We start from the raw sequence: 17,486 nt of genomic DNA, 5'->3' as shown, positions 1-17,486 counted from the left end.
TGATTATATTTATATCACTGAGCTCAGAACAATGATGTGGAGGATAAGTATATGGAATCGAATGATGTACCAGTTTTAATTGTTGGAGGGGGATTATCAGGATTAGCGTCTGCGTTATTCCTTGCAAAACATAATATTGAGTACTTACTTATTGAAAGGCATCCGTCTACTGCAATTCATCCGAAAGCAGGTGGAATCACTTTTCGTACGATGGAGTTATTTCGAGAATTAGGTTTAGAACAAAGAATTAGATCAGCGGGTAAAGCGTTAGAAAATTGCCGCGGAAGAATAGCGGTTCATACAATAGCTGAGGCGAATCAGGAAGAATTGGCACAAATGAGGGTAAATCAGTATGAAAATGATGAAAAGTTACTTCAGAAAATAGAAGAGATTAGTCCATCAAAACAAACTGCTTGTTATCAAATTACTTTAGAAGAGATGATGTTACTAGAAGCAAAAACATTAGGTGGGCAACTATCTTTTTATCATGAGTTAGTTTCATTTGAACAAAAGGAAAACGGAGTAATTGCAACGATTCGAGATCGTGAAACGGAAAAAGAGAGCGTTGTTCATTGTGACTACGTAATTGCAGCGGATGGAGCGAAAAGTAAAATACGTGAGCAGCTAGGGATTAGTACCGAGGGCCGTGGAACAATTGGTGGTTATTATATGAATATTTATTTTGAAGCGGATTTAAGTGAATTTATACAAGGAGATGCATTTGGTTTTACTATGGTACTTCATCCTGAAGTTCTTGGTGCGCTTATTCCAGTTGATAACGAAAGAAGATGGATTTACCATGTATCCTACGATCCATTAAAAGGAGAGCAACCAGAAGATTTCACTATAGAACGTTGTAAACAAATTATTCAAACCGCAATAGGAAGTACAAATGTTGAGTCAGAAATAGTAAGTGTTTTACCGTGGGAAGCGACTGAAAGTACTGCTACAAAATTTCAAGATAATCGCATTTTTTTAGTTGGTGATTCTGCACATATTATGCCGCCAACAGGAGGGTTTGGTTCCAATACAGGAATACAAGACGCACACAATCTAGCCTGGAAATTAGCGGCTGTTATAAAAGGAAAGGCAAAACCAAAATTGTTAGAAACATATCATGAAGAGAGATATCCTGTTGCAAAATTAACGACAGATTATGCGAGTAGTTTACTGTTTCGTGCTGCGAATAGAGAAGAAGGTATTTTAAATAATATGGACGGTTTAGCTGTTACAGTTGGATATCAGTATTGTTCAGAAGCGATTATAGATGACTCAGTCACTCCACATAGAATGGATAGCGTAGAGTTGAACGGGAGACCTGGAACGCGAGCGCCACACTTTTGGGGGATGTATAAAGGGAAAGAAGCTTCTATATTAGACTTATTTGGTAACAATTTTGTATTACTTACTGGAGTAGACAATAGCTCTTGGGCTGAAGCTGTATTTGATGTTTCATCTAAATTAGGAATAAATATTAAACTGTATCGAGTAGGTGGAAGTGGAGACTTTATTGCTCAAGAAAATGTTTTTCGTGAATTATATAGGATAGAGAATGGAGGAGCTGTATTAATTAGACCAGATGGCTTTATAGGATGGCGTTTGGCAAAAGCAGTGGTAAATCCAGATGTAATGCTGGAAGAGGTAATGGGTAATTTATTATGTGATTTTTAAGTAACTACGGAAGTATTGTCTTATATAGGACGATACTTCTATTTTTTTAGCTTACAAAATAAAGATTGTGTAGTGAAGAGACATTACTATTATAAAAATATATGTAAATTAATTCCCTTTATTTTTTGTTGTTAGAATTTTTTTAGTTTTTAGTTATAAGTGTTGGCAATTACTAGATTGAATCATTTTTTTATTGTATTATATTTCCTAGAGGTTACAGACTACATTACCTTTAGCCGAAGTAAAGCAAATAAATGATGTAAAAAGACATGTTTTATCACCAAAAGAATTTTTTAAAGGTTCATTGAAATTAAAAACAAATGCTTTAGGTTATGCAGCTGTAGGATGGGATGTAATTAATGATACAAAGGAAAATATTGAAAATAAAGCGTCAAAAACTAAGCTAGCTGGTGATATTATTGGTGATGCAGCAATTGGGGTTGGTTCTACTGCTGCTAGTGCATTAACTGGTGCTGCAATAGGTACAGTAATTAGGGGACCAATTGGAACTGTAGTTGGGGCCGGAATTGGCTTTGGTGTTTTTATCGGGATAAGTTGGTTAACAGATGGAATCAAATTTAACAAAGGTGATTGGAATCATGATGGCAAACAGGATTCGGTAAAAGATAGAGTTAAATCAGGAATTGGAAATGTATTAGATAAAATTTTTAAATTTTTATGGGGTGTATAATGGACAAATATAATGGCAACAGCATAGATGATTGTATGCGGATATTAATACCATTTGATATAAGAAATATTGTAGGGGCCTTTGTGTGGGTTATCATGAATTTTATGCTACTCATCATTTTATTCATATTTCCACCGTACAATATATACTTTTACGTAGCTTTACCATTTTATGTGATATGTAATCTATGGGGAATTTGGGTTTCTATTCATAAGCCTCGGCAGCCTCAATTGCAACATTTATTATATTCTGGATTTGTTGCGTTAAGTATTTCATTTTGTAGTTTTATAGCTGTGCAAAAGTTAGCTTACGAATTCGTAGAAATAGAATCTCCTTTATTTTTTATTCTATCGCTTATTGCATATAGTTTAATTGTTTATAAATCTGAATTATTCTGGATTAAATATTTTACAGCTCGCTTAAGGGGGATCACTGATCAAGATGTGAAAATCTCTAAAATTGTATATTTTTCGGGTTTAGGTTATATGATTGGTCAAGTTAGTATTGGAATTTTGAGCCAAAAAGCTATGGCGATTGTGCTAATCGTTATTTTTTCATTTATTTCAGTTGTTTTCCTAGCGCTAAGTACACATTTGTATTTTTACTTTGATTTCAAAAAACAAGGTATTACTTCGCGACATTTAAAAGAATTATATTTTCAAAAGAAGCCTAAACTGTCAAGGAAGGAAAGGAGACAATCCGTGGCTGCTTTGGGACATGTAAATATACCACATTCTCAAAAGAAACCTAAACTTGCAAGAAAGGATATACGAAATTAAGAATTTGTAATTAAGTAAAGCCTAGATTTACGTAAATATCATGTCAAATGACAATAGAATTTTATCTTGTATGAATGGAAATTAAAGAAGTTAGATAGGAATCGGGCTGTTCGGAAAAATTCGATGTGTTCAAATACTAATTAGTATAAGATAGATATATAACTTATACTGATTAAAGCTTTACCGTACTGAAAAAATAATATTCACAAATATTAATAGGTTTGGTATGATTAATTTCGACAAGTTAATCGAGGCCGGAGATATTTGAGATAAGCCATAAATTTATTTAAGGATACAGAAGTGTCCTCTAAATAATTTATGGCTTTTTTTATTGATGAAATGTAATCAATAGGAAGTTACATGTGAATAGGGGGATATGGAAAATAAATAGTATAGTAATAACATAGGGGAATTATATTTGTAAGATTGGAATTTTAATATAAACTTATAAAAATGATGAAAGTATATCTTCTATTTCGTGTAAATCTCATTAACTTGTTGAAATTTGTAACGTAGGAAGGGTTAGAAGGATGAGAAAAATTATTAGCGTTTTAGTTATCTTCTTTATGACGGGAAGTATCTTTGCTGGGGGAGCTGTTCATGCGAAAGCAGAAGGAAAGCATGAGTGGAATAAGAATAAGTTTTTAAATATTGCACATCGCGGAGCAAGTGGACATGCACCTGAGCATACTTTTGCTTCTTATGATTTAGTGAAAAAAATGAAAGCGGATTATTTGGAGTTAGATATTCAATTAACTAAGGACGGCCAGTTGATTGCAATGCATGATACGGCAGTTGATCGCACGACAAATGGTACAGGTGAAGTACGAGATAAAACATTAAGTGAAATAAAGAGTTTAGATGCAGGATCGTGGTTCAATAAAGCGTATCCAGAAAAGGCTAAGCAAGAGTACGTTGGTCAAAAAGTTCCGACTCTTGAAGAAATTTTCCAAAAGTACGGAAGAAGCATGAAGTATTACATTGAAACAAAATCACCAGATGTGTATCCAGGAATGGAAGAGAAATTATTAGCTTTATTAGAAAAATATAATTTAATAGGTCAAAACATGTCTTCTAGCCGTGTGATGATTCAATCATTTAGTAAAGATAGTTTAACAAAGATTCATAGTATGAATGAAAATATTCCGTTAGTTCAACTGCTTTGGTATTATCCAAATGAAAACAATGAGATTGTTGAATGGTCTGCTATTACACATGAACCGAAACGTGTAACGAATGAAGATTTTCAAGAAATTAAAAAGTATGCAGTTGGTATTGGACCAAACTTACGTAATGATAACGGAGAATTAATTATTGATGAGTCATATATGAAAATAGCTAGAAATAATGGACTGCTAATTCATCCTTATACAATTAATGAGAAACCAGATATGAGATTGTTAATAAAATGGGGTGCTACAGGAATGTTTACAAATTATCCTGATCGATTACATAGTGTGTTAAAAGAAAAATAAATAGGAGAAAAGGTATACCGACATTTTGGTATACCTTTTTTTATTATGCTAGATTATAGTAATAGGATACATATTCTTCTAAACCTTCAACCTCATTTTCAGGTGGCTCAATGCCGCCCTTTCTACCGTAGCAAATATTTCTCAAGTATTCTCCAAAAATCATAGAGCGACTTTTTTCATTTTCCATCCAATTATATCTATTAATGATAAACTCACCATCGAAACTTGTATCAAATGTATATGGGATACACGTAATAGTTTTAGGTAAATGTTTTTTTAATACTCGATATTGCCGACCAGCGCCTAAACTTTTGCAAACAAATAGTAGCTGATTAATCTTTGTAAAATCAAAAATCTTTTTTGCTTCCATTACATTAGCGATAGAATGGAGGGAGTTTTTCTCGAATAGGATAGCATCTTTTGGTACGCCATGTTCAAGTAATTTATTTACAATTACTTCTGCATCTGACAAATCCCCGTAATTCCAGCTCGGATGTTTCATGCCATGTAAACTAGTACCACCTGTAACGATAATTTTATTTCCTAAACCTTGTTGATAAGCTTCTAGAGGAGCTTGCCAATTGCCAGGGTGTGAACCGCCGAAAACGAATATTGCATCACATTTTTGTGGTGTTATTTCTTTTAGAAAAGTGATTTCTGTAATTTGATCGATTTGTTTTTTCGTAAGAGTAGGGACATCAGGATATTTAGGTATTACCATTTGAAAACCTCCTATATAATAAAATGACAAATTCATCATATAGCGATTTTAATAAGTGGAAAAAGGGAAGCTTTTCATTTGAAAGTACCCCTTTTAAGATAACTCTCCAATAAACCAAATCTCTTTTTTATCGATTGTATCTTCATCATAAATGACTTCTTGAAAGTGAAACAGTTGGGCAGTAGGGCGAATTGAAATCCCCCATGTTTCCCAAAAATTAATTTCATTTGAAAGAGGGACCCAATTTTGAAATTCACTATTTCTATTAAAGAAATTATGAAAGTACCTTTCATTTTTAAATATAATAATTTGCGAATTCCACAAACTTTCTATAGAAATGAAAACAACAACTCGATATGTATGTGTATCATTCGGTTTTATTTTTATTAAATGATTCACTCGATCTATTAAGGTTTGTATACATAATCGTTTTACTTTTCTAGGTGTTTTATGAGACTCGATAAAAGCTTGAGAAACTGGTAAAGGCATATACCAATATTCATCGTTATAGAAAGTAGAAGGGAATATTTTTGTATGTTCCTCAATGCGTTTAATCATAGTGTTTGTTTTTCGTTTCATCCCACGTATTTTCTTTTCATGCATTGTGAGTCATCTCCATAAATTTTTGTAATGCAGCTGAGCGAAATATATCGTTTCTAGTAACGAAAGTAGTAGGAACCTTTTTGAAGCTATTTGGTAAAGGGTTGAATGATACGTCATGTTCATGTCCCTTTAAAATTGATTTCATCATAATCGCTACGCCTATATTTGATTTTACACATGCAAGTATCGCTTCGATTGTTCCGAATTCTAATACTCGTTTAGGCGAGATGTCTTCTTCTTGAAGCCAGTCTTCTAATAAACTTCTATAATAGCACCCGTGACTAAAAGCGAGTAAATTCATATCTTCTATGTCTGTAAGAGAGGATAAAGGTTTTTTACTAATGAGAACCAATTCTTCTTCATGAAATACAGTTGTATGGAGTTTATTATGCTGAGTAGAGCCAGCTATAAACGCTCCGTCTAGTTTTCGCTCTAATACAAGCTTAATTAGTTGTTCAGTCGTATTTGTTTCCAAAATCAATTCGACTTCTGGGTACCTCTCATAGTAGGCCGTTAATATAGAGGGAAGCCTTACCGCAGTTGTAGATTCTGTACACCCAATTTTTAAAGTACCTTTAGGATCAGTTCCATTACTTTGAACCGCTTTTATAGATTGATCCATTAAGTGGATAATTTGTTTGGCGTACGTTAATAAAATCTCACCGTTAGAAGTTAAAGTTACACCTTTTCCGTTTCTGTAAAATAAAGGAACACCTAATTCATTTTCTAGTTGTTTCATACGCATCGTTACGCCTGATTGCACATAGTTCAAATTTTTCGCTGCGTGAGAAATATTATTTTCCTTCGCGACTTCGTAAAATACAGTTAAATCTTTTATGTCCACGTATCATCCCTCCGAAAAGGTATCAATTTTTTTGATGGATTATATGATGAATCTTTATTTTATATGATATCAGAACTTTCATACAATGGAAGGGGGAGGGATTATTATGTTGATTGAAGAAAGGGTGAATAGTACTTATAAATGGGTTATGTTAATTGTTGCGACGATTGCTCAAACAACAGCGACACTTATAACGTATGGTGTCGGGGTTTTCGCTTTATTTTGGAAAGAAGAATATGCACTTACGAATACGGAGAGTGGATTATTAGTAAGTGTTGTAAATGTTGGACCGTTATTTTGTATGCTTTTTGTCGGTCGGCTACTTGATCAATATAATGAAAAAATATTAATTTCTATCAGTTCATTTTTGCTAGGGAGTTCGCTTTTACTGACTAATATAGTAAATGGATTTAATGGGTTATTATTTGTACTTTTATTAATAGGAATGTTTTATAGTGTTTCCCAGCCAGGAGGAAGTAAAGTGATTTTAAAATGGTTCCGAAAAGAAAATCGCGGATTAGCGATGGGAATAAGGCAAGCGGGTATACCGATTGGTGGGGCGTTAGCGGGAGTGTTAATCCCGTTTCTTACCGTACAATATAATATGACTTACGCGATCAATAGTATCGCATGCATTTGTATAATTGGAGGGCTATTATTTTTTATGTTTTACAAAGAGCCATATGTTCAGGAGGAAGCGAGGAAAGGACATAATAACATTTCCTTTTGGATGGAGCTAAAAGTAGTGATATGCAAAAAAGAGTTGTATCCAATTTATATAACGGGTATTTGCATGATTTCATTACAAATGGTGTTAGTTGGACACTTCATGAAATTTTTAGCAGGGGAACAATCGATTACATTTATTGTAGCCGGAACAGTATTTTCAGTTATGTTCTTTTCTGGAATGATTGGTCGTATTGCATTAGCAACTATTAGTGATGTGTTGTATAAGGGGAATCGGCGTATACCTTTATTTATAGCTGTCTGCGCTTCTATCGGCTTGATTTTATTGTTAGTAATGAATATACATACAATAACGAGTGGAGTATTGTATGGTGTAAGTGCATTGTTAGGATTCTTTTCAATTGGATGGTTTAGTCTTTTTATAGCCGAAGTTGCTGAATTGGCAAGTGAAGAATCTGTAGGAATAACAGTGAGTGTAGCACTTACATTAAATCAAATTGCTATTATTGTTGCACCTGTTTTATTTGGTTATATTGTGGATGAGAAGGGGTATGCGTATGCGTGGTTATGTATAGTAGTATTGTTAAGTATCTCGGCAGTCAGTTTATATAGAAAAAACAAGAAAATAAAAGAAAGTTAGCAATGTAAATTTTTTATGAAGAAAATATAAAGAAATGCCGAGTGAGCGACATTTCTTTTTTTATTTGTTGTATAATCAAAGTATAAATGAGATTCATTTTCAATGAAGTTCATTGCCTGTAATTTTAGCTATAATGATTTGTTTTTCTTTATCGTTATTTACATGATTTATTTTGTTTGAAAATTTTTAGTATCATTTCCTTTTAAAGTTGTAATCTATTTTACTTAATATTAAATTATAACTATATTTTATTGTAGGATAATGAAACGTCATATCATCTAAACGATTGTTTCTATCTGTGTTTTTTCATCTTAACAACTCCGTTTCTTATCTTGTGTAACAAATGTTACATAAGATGTTGAAATTATAGTAGGGTGCATCCGATTGTATGGTGGAAATTTTGCGAGAAAGAAATACAATAGAGAGTAGTCGAAAACTGAATATGAGAAAAAGGAATCTAGTTCATTTAGGTGAATAATAGGTAGTATTATAAAAAATTTAAAAATTAATAGATATAGAATAGAATGGATGTACGTTAAGTGAAACTATATAAAAGAGGGTTCCTATTATGTTAAAGAAATGGTTAATCGTTTTCTTTATTTTTGCTATTTTTTGTGGGAGTGTCGTTGCACTAATACATGCAAATAAAGGTAAGAAATATGATATAAAGGCATTTTCTAATGTAAATAGTAAGCAAAAGGACGATATGCAAGAAGTTGATGCAACTGAGAAAAAACGCTATGAAGCTGTAGCTGGAAAACTAGATCAATATTTAAAAGATAAAGGATTTAATGGGAGCGTTCTTGTAGCTAGTAAAGATCATGTGATTTTACGAAAAGGTTATGGATATGCGAATGTGAAAGATAAAGTAGTAACAACGCCAAGAACGAAATATCGTATTGGTTCTATTACGAAAACGGTCGTTGCAATATCTATTATGCAACTAAAAGAAAAAGGGAAATTAAATATTGAAGACAATGTAAATAAGTATATTCCATCGTTTCCGGCAGATAAAAATATTACGTTACGAAATTTATTAACGCACACATCAGGGTTACCAGATCAAGGAAAAGGTAGGGTGGATGCGGCGTCACGTTTAAAGTTAGTAACGTGGATTGGTTCGCAAGCGTTACAATTTCCTGCAGGGACAGGATGGAAATATACAGACTATAATTATATGGTGCTTGCGTATATTGTAGAAAAAATTACGAATAAACCGCTCGCTGAATACGTGAAAGAAAATATTTTCAATCCTGTTGAAATGCATGAATCTGGAATGGGGGCAACTCTCCCAGAAGATATTTTTTTAGCAGAAGGTTATACGAGAAAAGATAATGAATTAATAGCCGCACCCCGCTTAAAAATGAACTGGTTGTATGGATGTGGTGAAATGTATACGACTGTTGAAGATATGAAAAGGCTAGATGAAGCTATTATGAATGGAAAACTGTTATCTAAACAAAGTGTATTAGATATGTTTACTGCATCACCTGCAAGAAAATATGGATTTAGTTTCTACACGTATCCAGATTATTATCATAACCACGGGGTATTAGCAGGGTGGAATACTTTTAATAATTTTAACTGGGATAAAAGAACGTTTGTCATATTGTTCTCTAACGTCCAAAATGGTATGAATGATGCATTTAATCAAGAGTTTAGGAAAATGGCGAGTGATTTAATAGAAGGAAAGGGAGCATGAAAGAGAAAGAGCCTCTAGCGAGAGGCTCTTCTTTTTTATAAAGTTGAAAACTCTTCAACAAGTTCACTAAAACGATTTAATGCACTTTCAATCGGTTCTGGCGTAGTTAAATCAACGCCAGCTTTTTTCAGTAGATTTAATGGATAATCTGAACTTCCACCTTTAAGGAATTCGAGATAGTTTTTCTGTGCATTTGGATCGCCGCTTAATAATTTATCAGCAATTTGGATTGCAGAAGCGAATCCAGTTGCGTATTTGTATACGTAAAATGGACGGTAGAAATGCGGTATTCTAGCCCATCCGTATTTTACTTCTTCGTCAAATACGAGGGAGTCGCCATTATATTCTCTAAACAAGTTTTCGTAAACCTCGCTAAAGGTTTGGGCATTTAATGGTTTACCTTGCTGTGCCATTTCATGCGTGATTTTTTCAAATTCAGCGAACATGATTTGTGTAAAGAAAGTGCCTTTAAATTTCTCAATGAAATGGTTTACTAAATGGTTACGCACGTTAGCATCTTTTGCTTCTTTTAATAAATGATGAATTAATAGCACTTCATTTACTGTAGAAGCGACTTCTGCGACGAAAATAGTATAGTGTGCAGAAATTCTTGGTTGATATCCGTGTGAGTAGTGCGTATGCATGCCATGCCCACATTCGTGAGTAAGGGTGAAAAGGCTATTTAAATCATCGTGATGATTTAAAAGAATGAATGGATGAACGCCGTATACACCAAAGTTATAAGCACCGGAACGTTTTCCTGGCGTTTCTCTTACGTCAATATAACGTTTATCTTTAAAGCTTTTTAATGTTTCAATATATTCTTCACCTAAAGGAGCTAGTGATTCAATCATGATGTCAAACGCGTTATCGTATGGAATATCTTGTTTTACACCTTTTACTAAATCGACACTTAAGTCATATTGTCTTAGTTCATCGACATTTAATTTCTTTTTTCGAAGTTCATTATATGTATGTAAAGATTGAATGTTTTTTTTCGTCGTTTCAATTAAATTTTCATATACTTCTTTCGGAACCATGTCGCCAAATAATGATTTCTCTAACGCTGATGGATATTTTCTTAGCTTAGAAACAGTAACATTATTTTTAATAGCTGCAGATAAAGTAGAAGCGATAGAATTCTTTAATTGAACGTATGGTTTGTAATAAGCTTTATAGGCTTCTTTACGTTTTTCGCGGTTCTCATCTTCTATTAACTTTGCATACATTCCTCGTGTTAAAGTAACTTTTTCTCCATCATTAGTAGTCACTTCACCAAATAGTATATCTGCATTATTTAGCATGCCATATGTATGTTGCGGAGAGGAGAGTGCTTCGCCCATTTGTGATAAAATCTCTTCTTGGTCCTTATTCAATACGTGTTTTTTATAACGGTATAATTCAAATAAATCTTCTTTATAATATTGTAAGCCTTCAGCTTCTTCTATGTAAGTGTGTAATGTGTTTTCATCTACGCTAAGTAAGAATGGGGAAAAGAAAGATTTAGCCGCACTTACTTTCACGTGTAATTGTGATACTTTATCGACAAGAGATTGGGCGTCAGTATCGCGTGTATCAAGATCAGATTGTAATCGTGCATAAGCGAATAGTAAAGATATGATGCTAGAAATTTCTTCACTCTTTGTTAAATAGGCTAATAAACTATTGCCATCGTGAATATTTCCATTAAACTCTTGTAGTTCTTTCGTTAATACTTCAATTTTATGAAAATCACTTTCCAAATCTTCAATGGTATCGTAAATATCCGTTAAATCCCATTTTTCTTTATCATCTACTTGTAGTCGATCTTTAAGTTCTGTCATAATCATTTCCTTTCTAAATATGTAGTTATATTTCTATATAACTATGAAATACAACAAATTGCAAAAAATCCCTGCTGAAAATTAAAAAGCCTTGCTAAAAGGCAAGGCTAAACAAATTATAATGTAATTCCGAATTTTGAATGTAAAAGATTTTTATATTGCACATCTGTAACTTTTTCTTTCATTTTTTTACCGTTTTTCGCTATTGTTAGACTATCCTTCGTTAAAGAAGCATGCCCATCTTCAGTTAGTTTTACAATAAGAGGTACTTTGTTAAATGGTGAGCACTCATGTTCAACGATAATTTTTTGTGCTGCATTTGCTTTTTCTTCATCCACTTCTTCTATATAAAATGCATAGCCTAACGTCCAATCATCAGTAGAAGATTGATCCAAAAACTCATTGTTTTTACGCATCTCTAACATGTAGTTTCCTTTTTCGGTCATTTCTTTACGAATACGATAATCTCCTGTAACGGAGTGAATGACTTCACCTGAGAAAGGAACAGGTGCAAGTGGTAAGTATGATCCGAATCCAACTTCAATTAAATAAAGCTCATTATGATGTGTTAAAACGGTTGCGATATGGCCAGAATCAACAGCCCATATAGAATTTGCAGCGTTATACACTGTTCCTGAAACGAGATGAACATCGAATCCAGCGTCTTTAAGGAAGTGATACATAGTAGGATTGAGTTCATAACAAAGACCACCACGATTGTTTACTAAAATTTTTTCTTTTAGATTTTCTTTTGATATTTTCTTAAAATTCTTTTCGAGAACATTTAAGTTTTCAAATGGGACAGTTTGTGCCATCGCGTACATAATGTTAGGTAAATCTTCAAATGAAACTTTGTCTTTTTCTTCTATATGTAATCGTGCGAAAAATTGTTTTTGAAAGTCTGTCATAGAAACCCCTCCGTTAAACGATTTATATATATTGTATCTAATATCGCAAGAGGAAACATCTGCATATGTGCGTACGACTAAAGTATGACACCTTTACTTCTTGCTATACATATAGTATGATGATTTCAGTAAATTAGATTTCAATGACCATAATATAAAATAATGAGAGGTGCTTTTTGTGAGTGCGGTAGGTACTAAATAGGAAAAATTGAATGAAATAAATCGGATAAGAACAGGGGATTTTTATGTATACCATACCCCTAATTTTGTCATGGATTTATTTCGATACCTATGAAGATACCTACAATACTTTATAAAGCGTGTAATAAGGGGATTGCCATCCGTTTTTTATGGTTTATTTCCCCATATGTTATTACTCATGCCTTGTAAATGTAAAAGCTGCGGTATCCCCGCAGCTTTTTTGTGTATATTTTTAATGTTTAAAAAGGGTAATTGAATAATGTAGAACTCATTGGAATCTAATGAGTAGGTATCTTCATTTATGATAGAAATCAATCATAGTGAGGAGAAACAAAATGAATACGATGACTTTTGAAAAGTTACAATATAACGAATTAAAGGATATAGTGAAATCTTATTGTGTAAGTGGATTAGGAAAAGAATTAATAAATAAATTAGAGCCGAGTACGAGTATAAAAGTAGTAAGGAATCGATTAAATGAAACGACAGAAGCACGAGCTATATTAGATGCAGAAGGGCATGTGCCTTTTTTCGGTATTTCAAATATTGCTAGTACAATTCAAAAATTAGAAAAAGGGATGATTTTAGATCCGGAAGAATTAGTAAGTGTTTCAGACTTTTTACGTGGATGTAGAAAAATTAAAAAGTTTATGTTAGATAAAGAATTTTTTGCGCCAGTATTAGCTTCTTATGCAAATTCAATGACTGAATTTAAAAGTATTGAAGAGGAAATTAATTTTTCAATAAAAGGTAATAGTATTGATTCTGCCGCTAGTAAAGAGTTAAAACGAATTCGAAATAACATGGATTCGGTAGATGGGAAAATAAAAGAACGTTTAACGAAGTTTTTAAATAGCAGTGCAAATAAGAAGTATATTCAGGAGTTCTTTATTAGTAAAAAAGATGATCGTTATACGATTCCGATTAAATCTTCTTATAAAAATCAAGTTGCCGGAAGTATTGTTGAAGCGTCGGCTAAAGGTTCTACTGTATTTATAGAACCGCATACGGTTACAAAGTTAAATGCGGAACTGGCAAGTTTGAAAGCAGAAGAAGCGATGGAAGAATATCAAATTTTAGCGACTTTATCAGGAATGGTAGTAGAAAATATATATCATATAAAAATTAATATGGAATTAATTAGTCAGTATGATATGGTGTTTGCGAAAGCGAAGTTTAGTAAATCGATTGATGGAATAGAGCCGAAGTTAAATGATCATGGCTACGTTCATTTAGTAAATTGTAAGCATCCGCTTTTAAGTGGAAAAGTAGTACCATTAAACTTTGAAATCGGTCAAAACTATCGTAGTTTAATTATTACAGGGCCGAATGCGGGCGGGAAGACAATTGTGTTAAAGACGATTGGATTGTTAACATTAGCGACAATGTCAGGTTTGCATATTGCCGGAGATAAAGAAACAGAAATTGCTATTTTCGAAAATGTATTTGTAGATATTGGTGATAATCAAAGTATCGAAAATGCACTAAGTACATTTTCATCACATATGAAAAATTTATCTGAGATTATGAGGATGTCAAATAATAATACGTTGCTATTATTTGATGAAATAGGAAGCGGGACTGAACCGAATGAAGGAGCAGCACTTGCAATTTCTATTTTAGAGGAGTTTTATCTTGCAGGATGTATTACAGTTGCGAGTACGCATTACGGTGAAATTAAACGCTTCTCAGAAATGCACGATGATTTCATGAACGCAGCCATGCAATTTAATAGTGAGACGCTAGAACCGCTTTATAAATTAGTGATCGGTAAATCAGGTGAAAGTAATGCACTTTGGATTGCAAATAAAATGAACGTAAGAGAACGTGTACTGAAAAGAGCGAAAGAGTACATGGAAAATAAAGAATATACTTTAGAAAAAGTGAATGAAAGTAAAATTAGAAAGCCGAAATTCCTGCAAGAAAAAAGAGAAAATCATTACGAGTATAAAATTGGCGACCGTGTAAATTTATTGGATCATGATGATTTTGGTATCATCTATAAGGAAAAAGATAACTTCTATAATGTCGTTGTATATTATAACGGTGAATTCATTGAAGTGAATGTAAAACGTATTACTTTAGAGGTATCAGCAAAAGAATTATATCCAGAGGGATACGATTTAAATACGCTATTTGTCGATTATAAAGAAAGAAAAATGCAACATGATATTGAGCGGGGATCGAAAAAAGCACTTCGTAAAATTCAAAAAGAAATGAGAAAGAATAGAGGGTAATCCAGAGTGGTAACGATTAGACAAGAACGACAAACCGATTATAGAAAAACGGAAGAAGTTGTACAACAAGCATTTTTAAATGAAGAATTTAGTGATAAAAAGGAACATGAACTTGTAAAACGTATTAGAGAGTGTGACGCATTTATTCCAGAGTTATCAATCGTTGCAGTAGATGAAGAAATAGTCGGTCATATTATGTTATCTAAAATTACGATAGAACAAGATGGAGCTTCTGTAGATTCATTAGCGCTTGCACCAGTATCAGTTGCTACGGGATATCAGAAAAAAGGAATTGGTGGAAAGCTTATAGTAGCTGCGTTAGAAAAAGCGAAAGAACTTGGATACGGATCAGTTGTAGTATTAGGACATCCAGAGTACTATCCGAAATTTGGTTTTAAGAAAGCCAGTGAGTGGAATATAAAAGCACCATTTGAAGTGCCTGAAGAAGTGTTTATGGTAATGGAATTAACAGAGAATGCTCTTGAAAGTGTAGAAGGAGTTGTACAATATTCGAGTGCATTTGCTGAGTAGGAGTATCGGTTAAGAAATATAATCATAAAAGACGCTATCTTTTGGTATGGATATACAGAAAGGTAGCGTTTTTTATTAAGCGAAGCTACTTACATATATTTTGCTCAATGAATAATTGAGGTGTTAAAATTGAGATAGAAATGTAAAGGGAGAGAAAAAAGAATGAAGAATCGAGAAACAGATAGCAACGTAGTTACGTTATATGTTACAAGACATGGTAAAACAATATTAAATACGAACCATCGCGCGCAAGGTTGGGCAGACTCTCCGTTAGTAGAAAAAGGTGTGGAAGTTGCCTCTAATTTAGGAACGGGATTAAAAGATATTCATTTTACAAGTGCGTATAGTAGTGATAGCGGCCGCGCGATTGAAACTGCTAATTTAGTATTAAAATATAGTGAGCAATCAAAATTGAAACTTGAGCAAAGAAAAAAATTACGAGAATTAAATTTTGGTATTTTTGAAGGTGAAAAACTTGATAATATGTGGGATGCGGTTGGAAAAGCTGCAGGCGTTGCATCACCAGAAGAACTTATGAAGTTTTCTATTCAAGAAGTTATTGATCTTATTAGAGCAGCAGATCCTACGAAACAGGCGGAAGATTGGGAATTATTTTCTACTCGTATAAAAGCAGAGATAGATAATATTAGTGAAGAAGTAGCTAAAGATGGCGGCGGTAACGTTTTAGTTGTTGTTCATGGGCTGTTGATTACTACCTTAATAGAAATGCTAGACAGTAGTAAAACAAAACTTGGAGTGGAAAATGCTAGTGTGACGAAGATTTTATATCAAGATGGAACATATACAGTCGAGTCAGTTGGAGATATGAGCTATGTTGCAAAAGGGAAAGAAAGTGTGAAAATATAATCCTATCTCAAATAGATATAAGAAAAGGGAGTTAGTAAAATCTAGCTTCCTTTTTATTTTTTAGTGCATCATTTGAAATATTGTATCTTTATATTATGATTTTGTTTTTTAATGTGTAGAATGTTTCTTTGTTCAACAATTGGGTCATTTAATTGAATAAGGGCGTATTTTTTTGAATAGGACCACTTTGTTAAAAAGGATACATCCAATTTTTAGCGAATACAGGGTTATAAATAAGAAAAGTGGTGAGGTAAATAGGAAAAGAATGTAATTCCTTTTTGGACAATAAAACAGAAAAATGTATAATTAACAGGCTTCAGAGCGCGGGGTGTGTTTTCGCAGAAGAAGAGACCAGGTTACTTATTTCAGTAGCCCAAACTCCAGAGGACCTCAAGAGAATGGTGGAAATGCGAGCCGATGGTTTACCACTTGAATATGTTGTTGGATACGCAAAATTTTGTGGGATGCGGATAGAAGTGGAGCGGGGTGTTTTTGTGCCTCGTCAACGAACCGAGTTTCTTGTTCACCAAGCAGAAGCGCTGTCATGTTTTGGTGATATTGTCGTTGATCTCTGTTGTGGTTCAGGTGCTGTCGGTGCAGCTCTAGCGGCAGCTTTAGGAAGAGTTGAATTATATTGTGTTGATATTGACCCTATTGCGGTACGATGTGCAAGCCGCAATGTAACGAGTTTCGGTGGCCATGTTTTTGAAGGTGATTTGTATAAATCGTTGCCTCATTCACTTAAAGGCAACGTGAAGACCATACTTGCAAACGCACCTTATGTTCCTACTGATGCAATAAAACTGCTCCCACAGGAAGCTCGCCTATATGAACCAAAGGTGGCGCTTGATGGGGGAGAGGATGGACTTGACATTCAGCGAAGAGTAGCGAAAGAAGCATTTCTCTGGCTAGCACCTGGAGGTCATCTTTTAATAGAGACGAGCGAAATGCAGGCAAATCAGACCTTTGAAATCTTTGCTGGTGCTGGGCTTACCACGAAAGTGGCTCGAGATGAGGAATTAGATGCTACTGTTGTTATAGGTTCGAAAGCTAGTTTTTAATTTAAATGGGTATGTATAGCCTTATTCATAAATAAAATGATAATT

General features: G+C 33.5%; 14 protein-coding genes and 1 pseudogene. 10 read left to right on the top strand and 5 right to left on the bottom strand.

Annotation, left to right across the window (positions count from 1 at the left end):
• Positions 1 to 51: 51 nt before the first annotated feature.
• The 4 genes and pseudogenes from NST14_RS17370 (at position 52) to NST14_RS17355 (ending at position 4,616) form a co-directional block, all read left to right on the top strand.
• Positions 52 to 1,671, top strand: coding sequence for an FAD-dependent oxidoreductase (locus NST14_RS17370; RefSeq protein WP_048557151.1), 1,620 nt, complete (start codon positions 52 to 54; stop codon positions 1,669 to 1,671).
• A 217-nt stretch (positions 1,672 to 1,888) separates the two neighbouring features.
• Positions 1,889 to 2,362 (top strand): annotated as a pseudogene (locus NST14_RS17365) (type VII secretion protein); the annotation flags it as partial.
• The gene (locus NST14_RS17360) at positions 2,350 to 3,141 is read left to right on the top strand and encodes a hypothetical protein (RefSeq protein WP_229142852.1); all 792 of its coding nucleotides are present in this window, start codon (positions 2,350 to 2,352) and stop codon (positions 3,139 to 3,141) included. The pseudogene NST14_RS17365 and the gene NST14_RS17360, both read left to right, overlap by 13 nt.
• 530 nt (positions 3,142 to 3,671) lie before the next feature.
• Complete coding sequence (locus NST14_RS17355; RefSeq protein WP_001226327.1) at positions 3,672 to 4,616, top strand: glycerophosphodiester phosphodiesterase; 945 nt, start codon at positions 3,672 to 3,674, stop codon at positions 4,614 to 4,616.
• Between the two features lie 43 nt (positions 4,617 to 4,659).
• Here NST14_RS17355 and NST14_RS17350 read toward each other — a convergent pair whose 3' ends face one another.
• The 3 genes from NST14_RS17350 to NST14_RS17340 form a co-directional block, all read right to left on the bottom strand.
• Positions 4,660 to 5,337, bottom strand: coding sequence for a YdcF family protein (locus tag NST14_RS17350; protein WP_109629980.1), 678 nt, complete (start codon positions 5,335 to 5,337; stop codon positions 4,660 to 4,662).
• Between the two features lie 93 nt (positions 5,338 to 5,430).
• The gene (locus tag NST14_RS17345; RefSeq protein ID WP_073541296.1) at positions 5,431 to 5,940 is read right to left on the bottom strand and encodes a DUF3916 domain-containing protein; all 510 of its coding nucleotides are present in this window, start codon (positions 5,938 to 5,940) and stop codon (positions 5,431 to 5,433) included.
• Positions 5,933 to 6,784, bottom strand: coding sequence for a LysR family transcriptional regulator (locus tag NST14_RS17340; RefSeq protein ID WP_229142851.1), 852 nt, complete (start codon positions 6,782 to 6,784; stop codon positions 5,933 to 5,935). The genes NST14_RS17345 and NST14_RS17340 overlap by 8 nt, the downstream gene beginning before the upstream one ends.
• A gap of 106 nt (positions 6,785 to 6,890) precedes the next feature.
• On the opposite strand from NST14_RS17340, the gene NST14_RS17335 reads away from it, so the two are divergent.
• Positions 6,891 to 8,111 carry an MFS transporter gene (locus NST14_RS17335; RefSeq protein WP_139303352.1) on the top strand — a complete coding sequence of 407 codons (1,221 nt, stop codon included), beginning with the start codon at positions 6,891 to 6,893 and terminating at the stop codon, positions 8,109 to 8,111.
• Positions 8,112 to 8,679: 568 nt separating this feature from the next.
• On the top strand, positions 8,680 to 9,813 hold the full coding sequence (locus NST14_RS17325) for a serine hydrolase domain-containing protein (protein ID WP_000915179.1): 1,134 nt from the start codon (positions 8,680 to 8,682) through the stop codon (positions 9,811 to 9,813).
• Positions 9,814 to 9,848: 35 nt separating this feature from the next.
• On the opposite strand, the gene pepF is transcribed toward NST14_RS17325, so the two are convergent.
• Positions 9,849 to 11,636 carry an oligoendopeptidase F gene (gene pepF, locus NST14_RS17320; RefSeq protein WP_229142850.1) on the bottom strand — a complete coding sequence of 596 codons (1,788 nt, stop codon included), beginning with the start codon at positions 11,634 to 11,636 and terminating at the stop codon, positions 9,849 to 9,851.
• A gap of 116 nt (positions 11,637 to 11,752) precedes the next feature.
• Positions 11,753 to 12,544 (bottom strand): arylamine N-acetyltransferase family protein, encoded by a 792-nt coding sequence (locus NST14_RS17315; RefSeq protein ID WP_103141371.1) that lies wholly within the window; start codon positions 12,542 to 12,544, stop codon positions 11,753 to 11,755.
• Between the two features lie 536 nt (positions 12,545 to 13,080).
• Between NST14_RS17315 and NST14_RS17310 the strand changes: the two genes are divergently transcribed.
• From NST14_RS17310 to NST14_RS17295, 4 genes are all read left to right on the top strand, one after another.
• Positions 13,081 to 14,982, top strand: a complete 1,902-nt coding sequence (locus tag NST14_RS17310) for an endonuclease MutS2 (RefSeq protein WP_061535664.1) — start codon at positions 13,081 to 13,083, stop codon at positions 14,980 to 14,982.
• 6 nt (positions 14,983 to 14,988) lie between these two features.
• Positions 14,989 to 15,513 (top strand): GNAT family N-acetyltransferase, encoded by a 525-nt coding sequence (locus NST14_RS17305; protein WP_000256495.1) that lies wholly within the window; start codon positions 14,989 to 14,991, stop codon positions 15,511 to 15,513.
• A 162-nt stretch (positions 15,514 to 15,675) separates the two neighbouring features.
• Positions 15,676 to 16,380: a histidine phosphatase family protein gene (locus NST14_RS17300; RefSeq protein WP_098487405.1), complete on the top strand. Its 705-nt coding sequence runs from the start codon at positions 15,676 to 15,678 to the stop codon at positions 16,378 to 16,380.
• A 278-nt stretch (positions 16,381 to 16,658) separates the two neighbouring features.
• Positions 16,659 to 17,441, top strand: coding sequence for a putative protein N(5)-glutamine methyltransferase (locus NST14_RS17295; protein WP_229142849.1), 783 nt, complete (start codon positions 16,659 to 16,661; stop codon positions 17,439 to 17,441).
• The last annotated feature ends 45 nt before the right edge of the window (positions 17,442 to 17,486 follow it).

Source organism: Bacillus sp. FSL W8-0519 (assembly GCF_038005585.1).
Taxonomy (GTDB): Bacteria; Bacillota; Bacilli; order Bacillales; family Bacillaceae_G; genus Bacillus_A; species Bacillus_A paranthracis.
Note: the sequence above shows the minus strand (reverse complement) of the source record. Positions and strands in the feature narration are given on the sequence as shown.

Excerpts from the sequence above, each read along its gene's own strand:
- NST14_RS17300 (WP_098487405.1), top strand. The coding sequence starts at position 15,676 with ATGAAGAATCGAGAAACAGATAGCAACGTAGTTACGTTATATGTTACA.
- NST14_RS17335 (WP_139303352.1), top strand. The coding sequence starts at position 6,891 with ATGTTGATTGAAGAAAGGGTGAATAGTACTTATAAATGGGTTATGTTA.
- NST14_RS17360 (WP_229142852.1), top strand. The coding sequence starts at position 2,350 with ATGGGGTGTATAATGGACAAATATAATGGCAACAGCATAGATGATTGT.
- NST14_RS17345 (WP_073541296.1), bottom strand. The coding sequence starts at position 5,940 with ATGCATGAAAAGAAAATACGTGGGATGAAACGAAAAACAAACACTATG.
- NST14_RS17325 (WP_000915179.1), top strand. The coding sequence starts at position 8,680 with ATGTTAAAGAAATGGTTAATCGTTTTCTTTATTTTTGCTATTTTTTGT.
- NST14_RS17350 (WP_109629980.1), bottom strand. The coding sequence starts at position 5,337 with ATGGTAATACCTAAATATCCTGATGTCCCTACTCTTACGAAAAAACAA.
- NST14_RS17370 (WP_048557151.1), top strand. The coding sequence starts at position 52 with ATGGAATCGAATGATGTACCAGTTTTAATTGTTGGAGGGGGATTATCA.
- NST14_RS17315 (WP_103141371.1), bottom strand. The coding sequence starts at position 12,544 with ATGACAGACTTTCAAAAACAATTTTTCGCACGATTACATATAGAAGAA.
- pepF (WP_229142850.1), bottom strand. The coding sequence starts at position 11,636 with ATGACAGAACTTAAAGATCGACTACAAGTAGATGATAAAGAAAAATGG.
- NST14_RS17355 (WP_001226327.1), top strand. The coding sequence starts at position 3,672 with ATGAGAAAAATTATTAGCGTTTTAGTTATCTTCTTTATGACGGGAAGT.
- NST14_RS17310 (WP_061535664.1), top strand. The coding sequence starts at position 13,081 with ATGAATACGATGACTTTTGAAAAGTTACAATATAACGAATTAAAGGAT.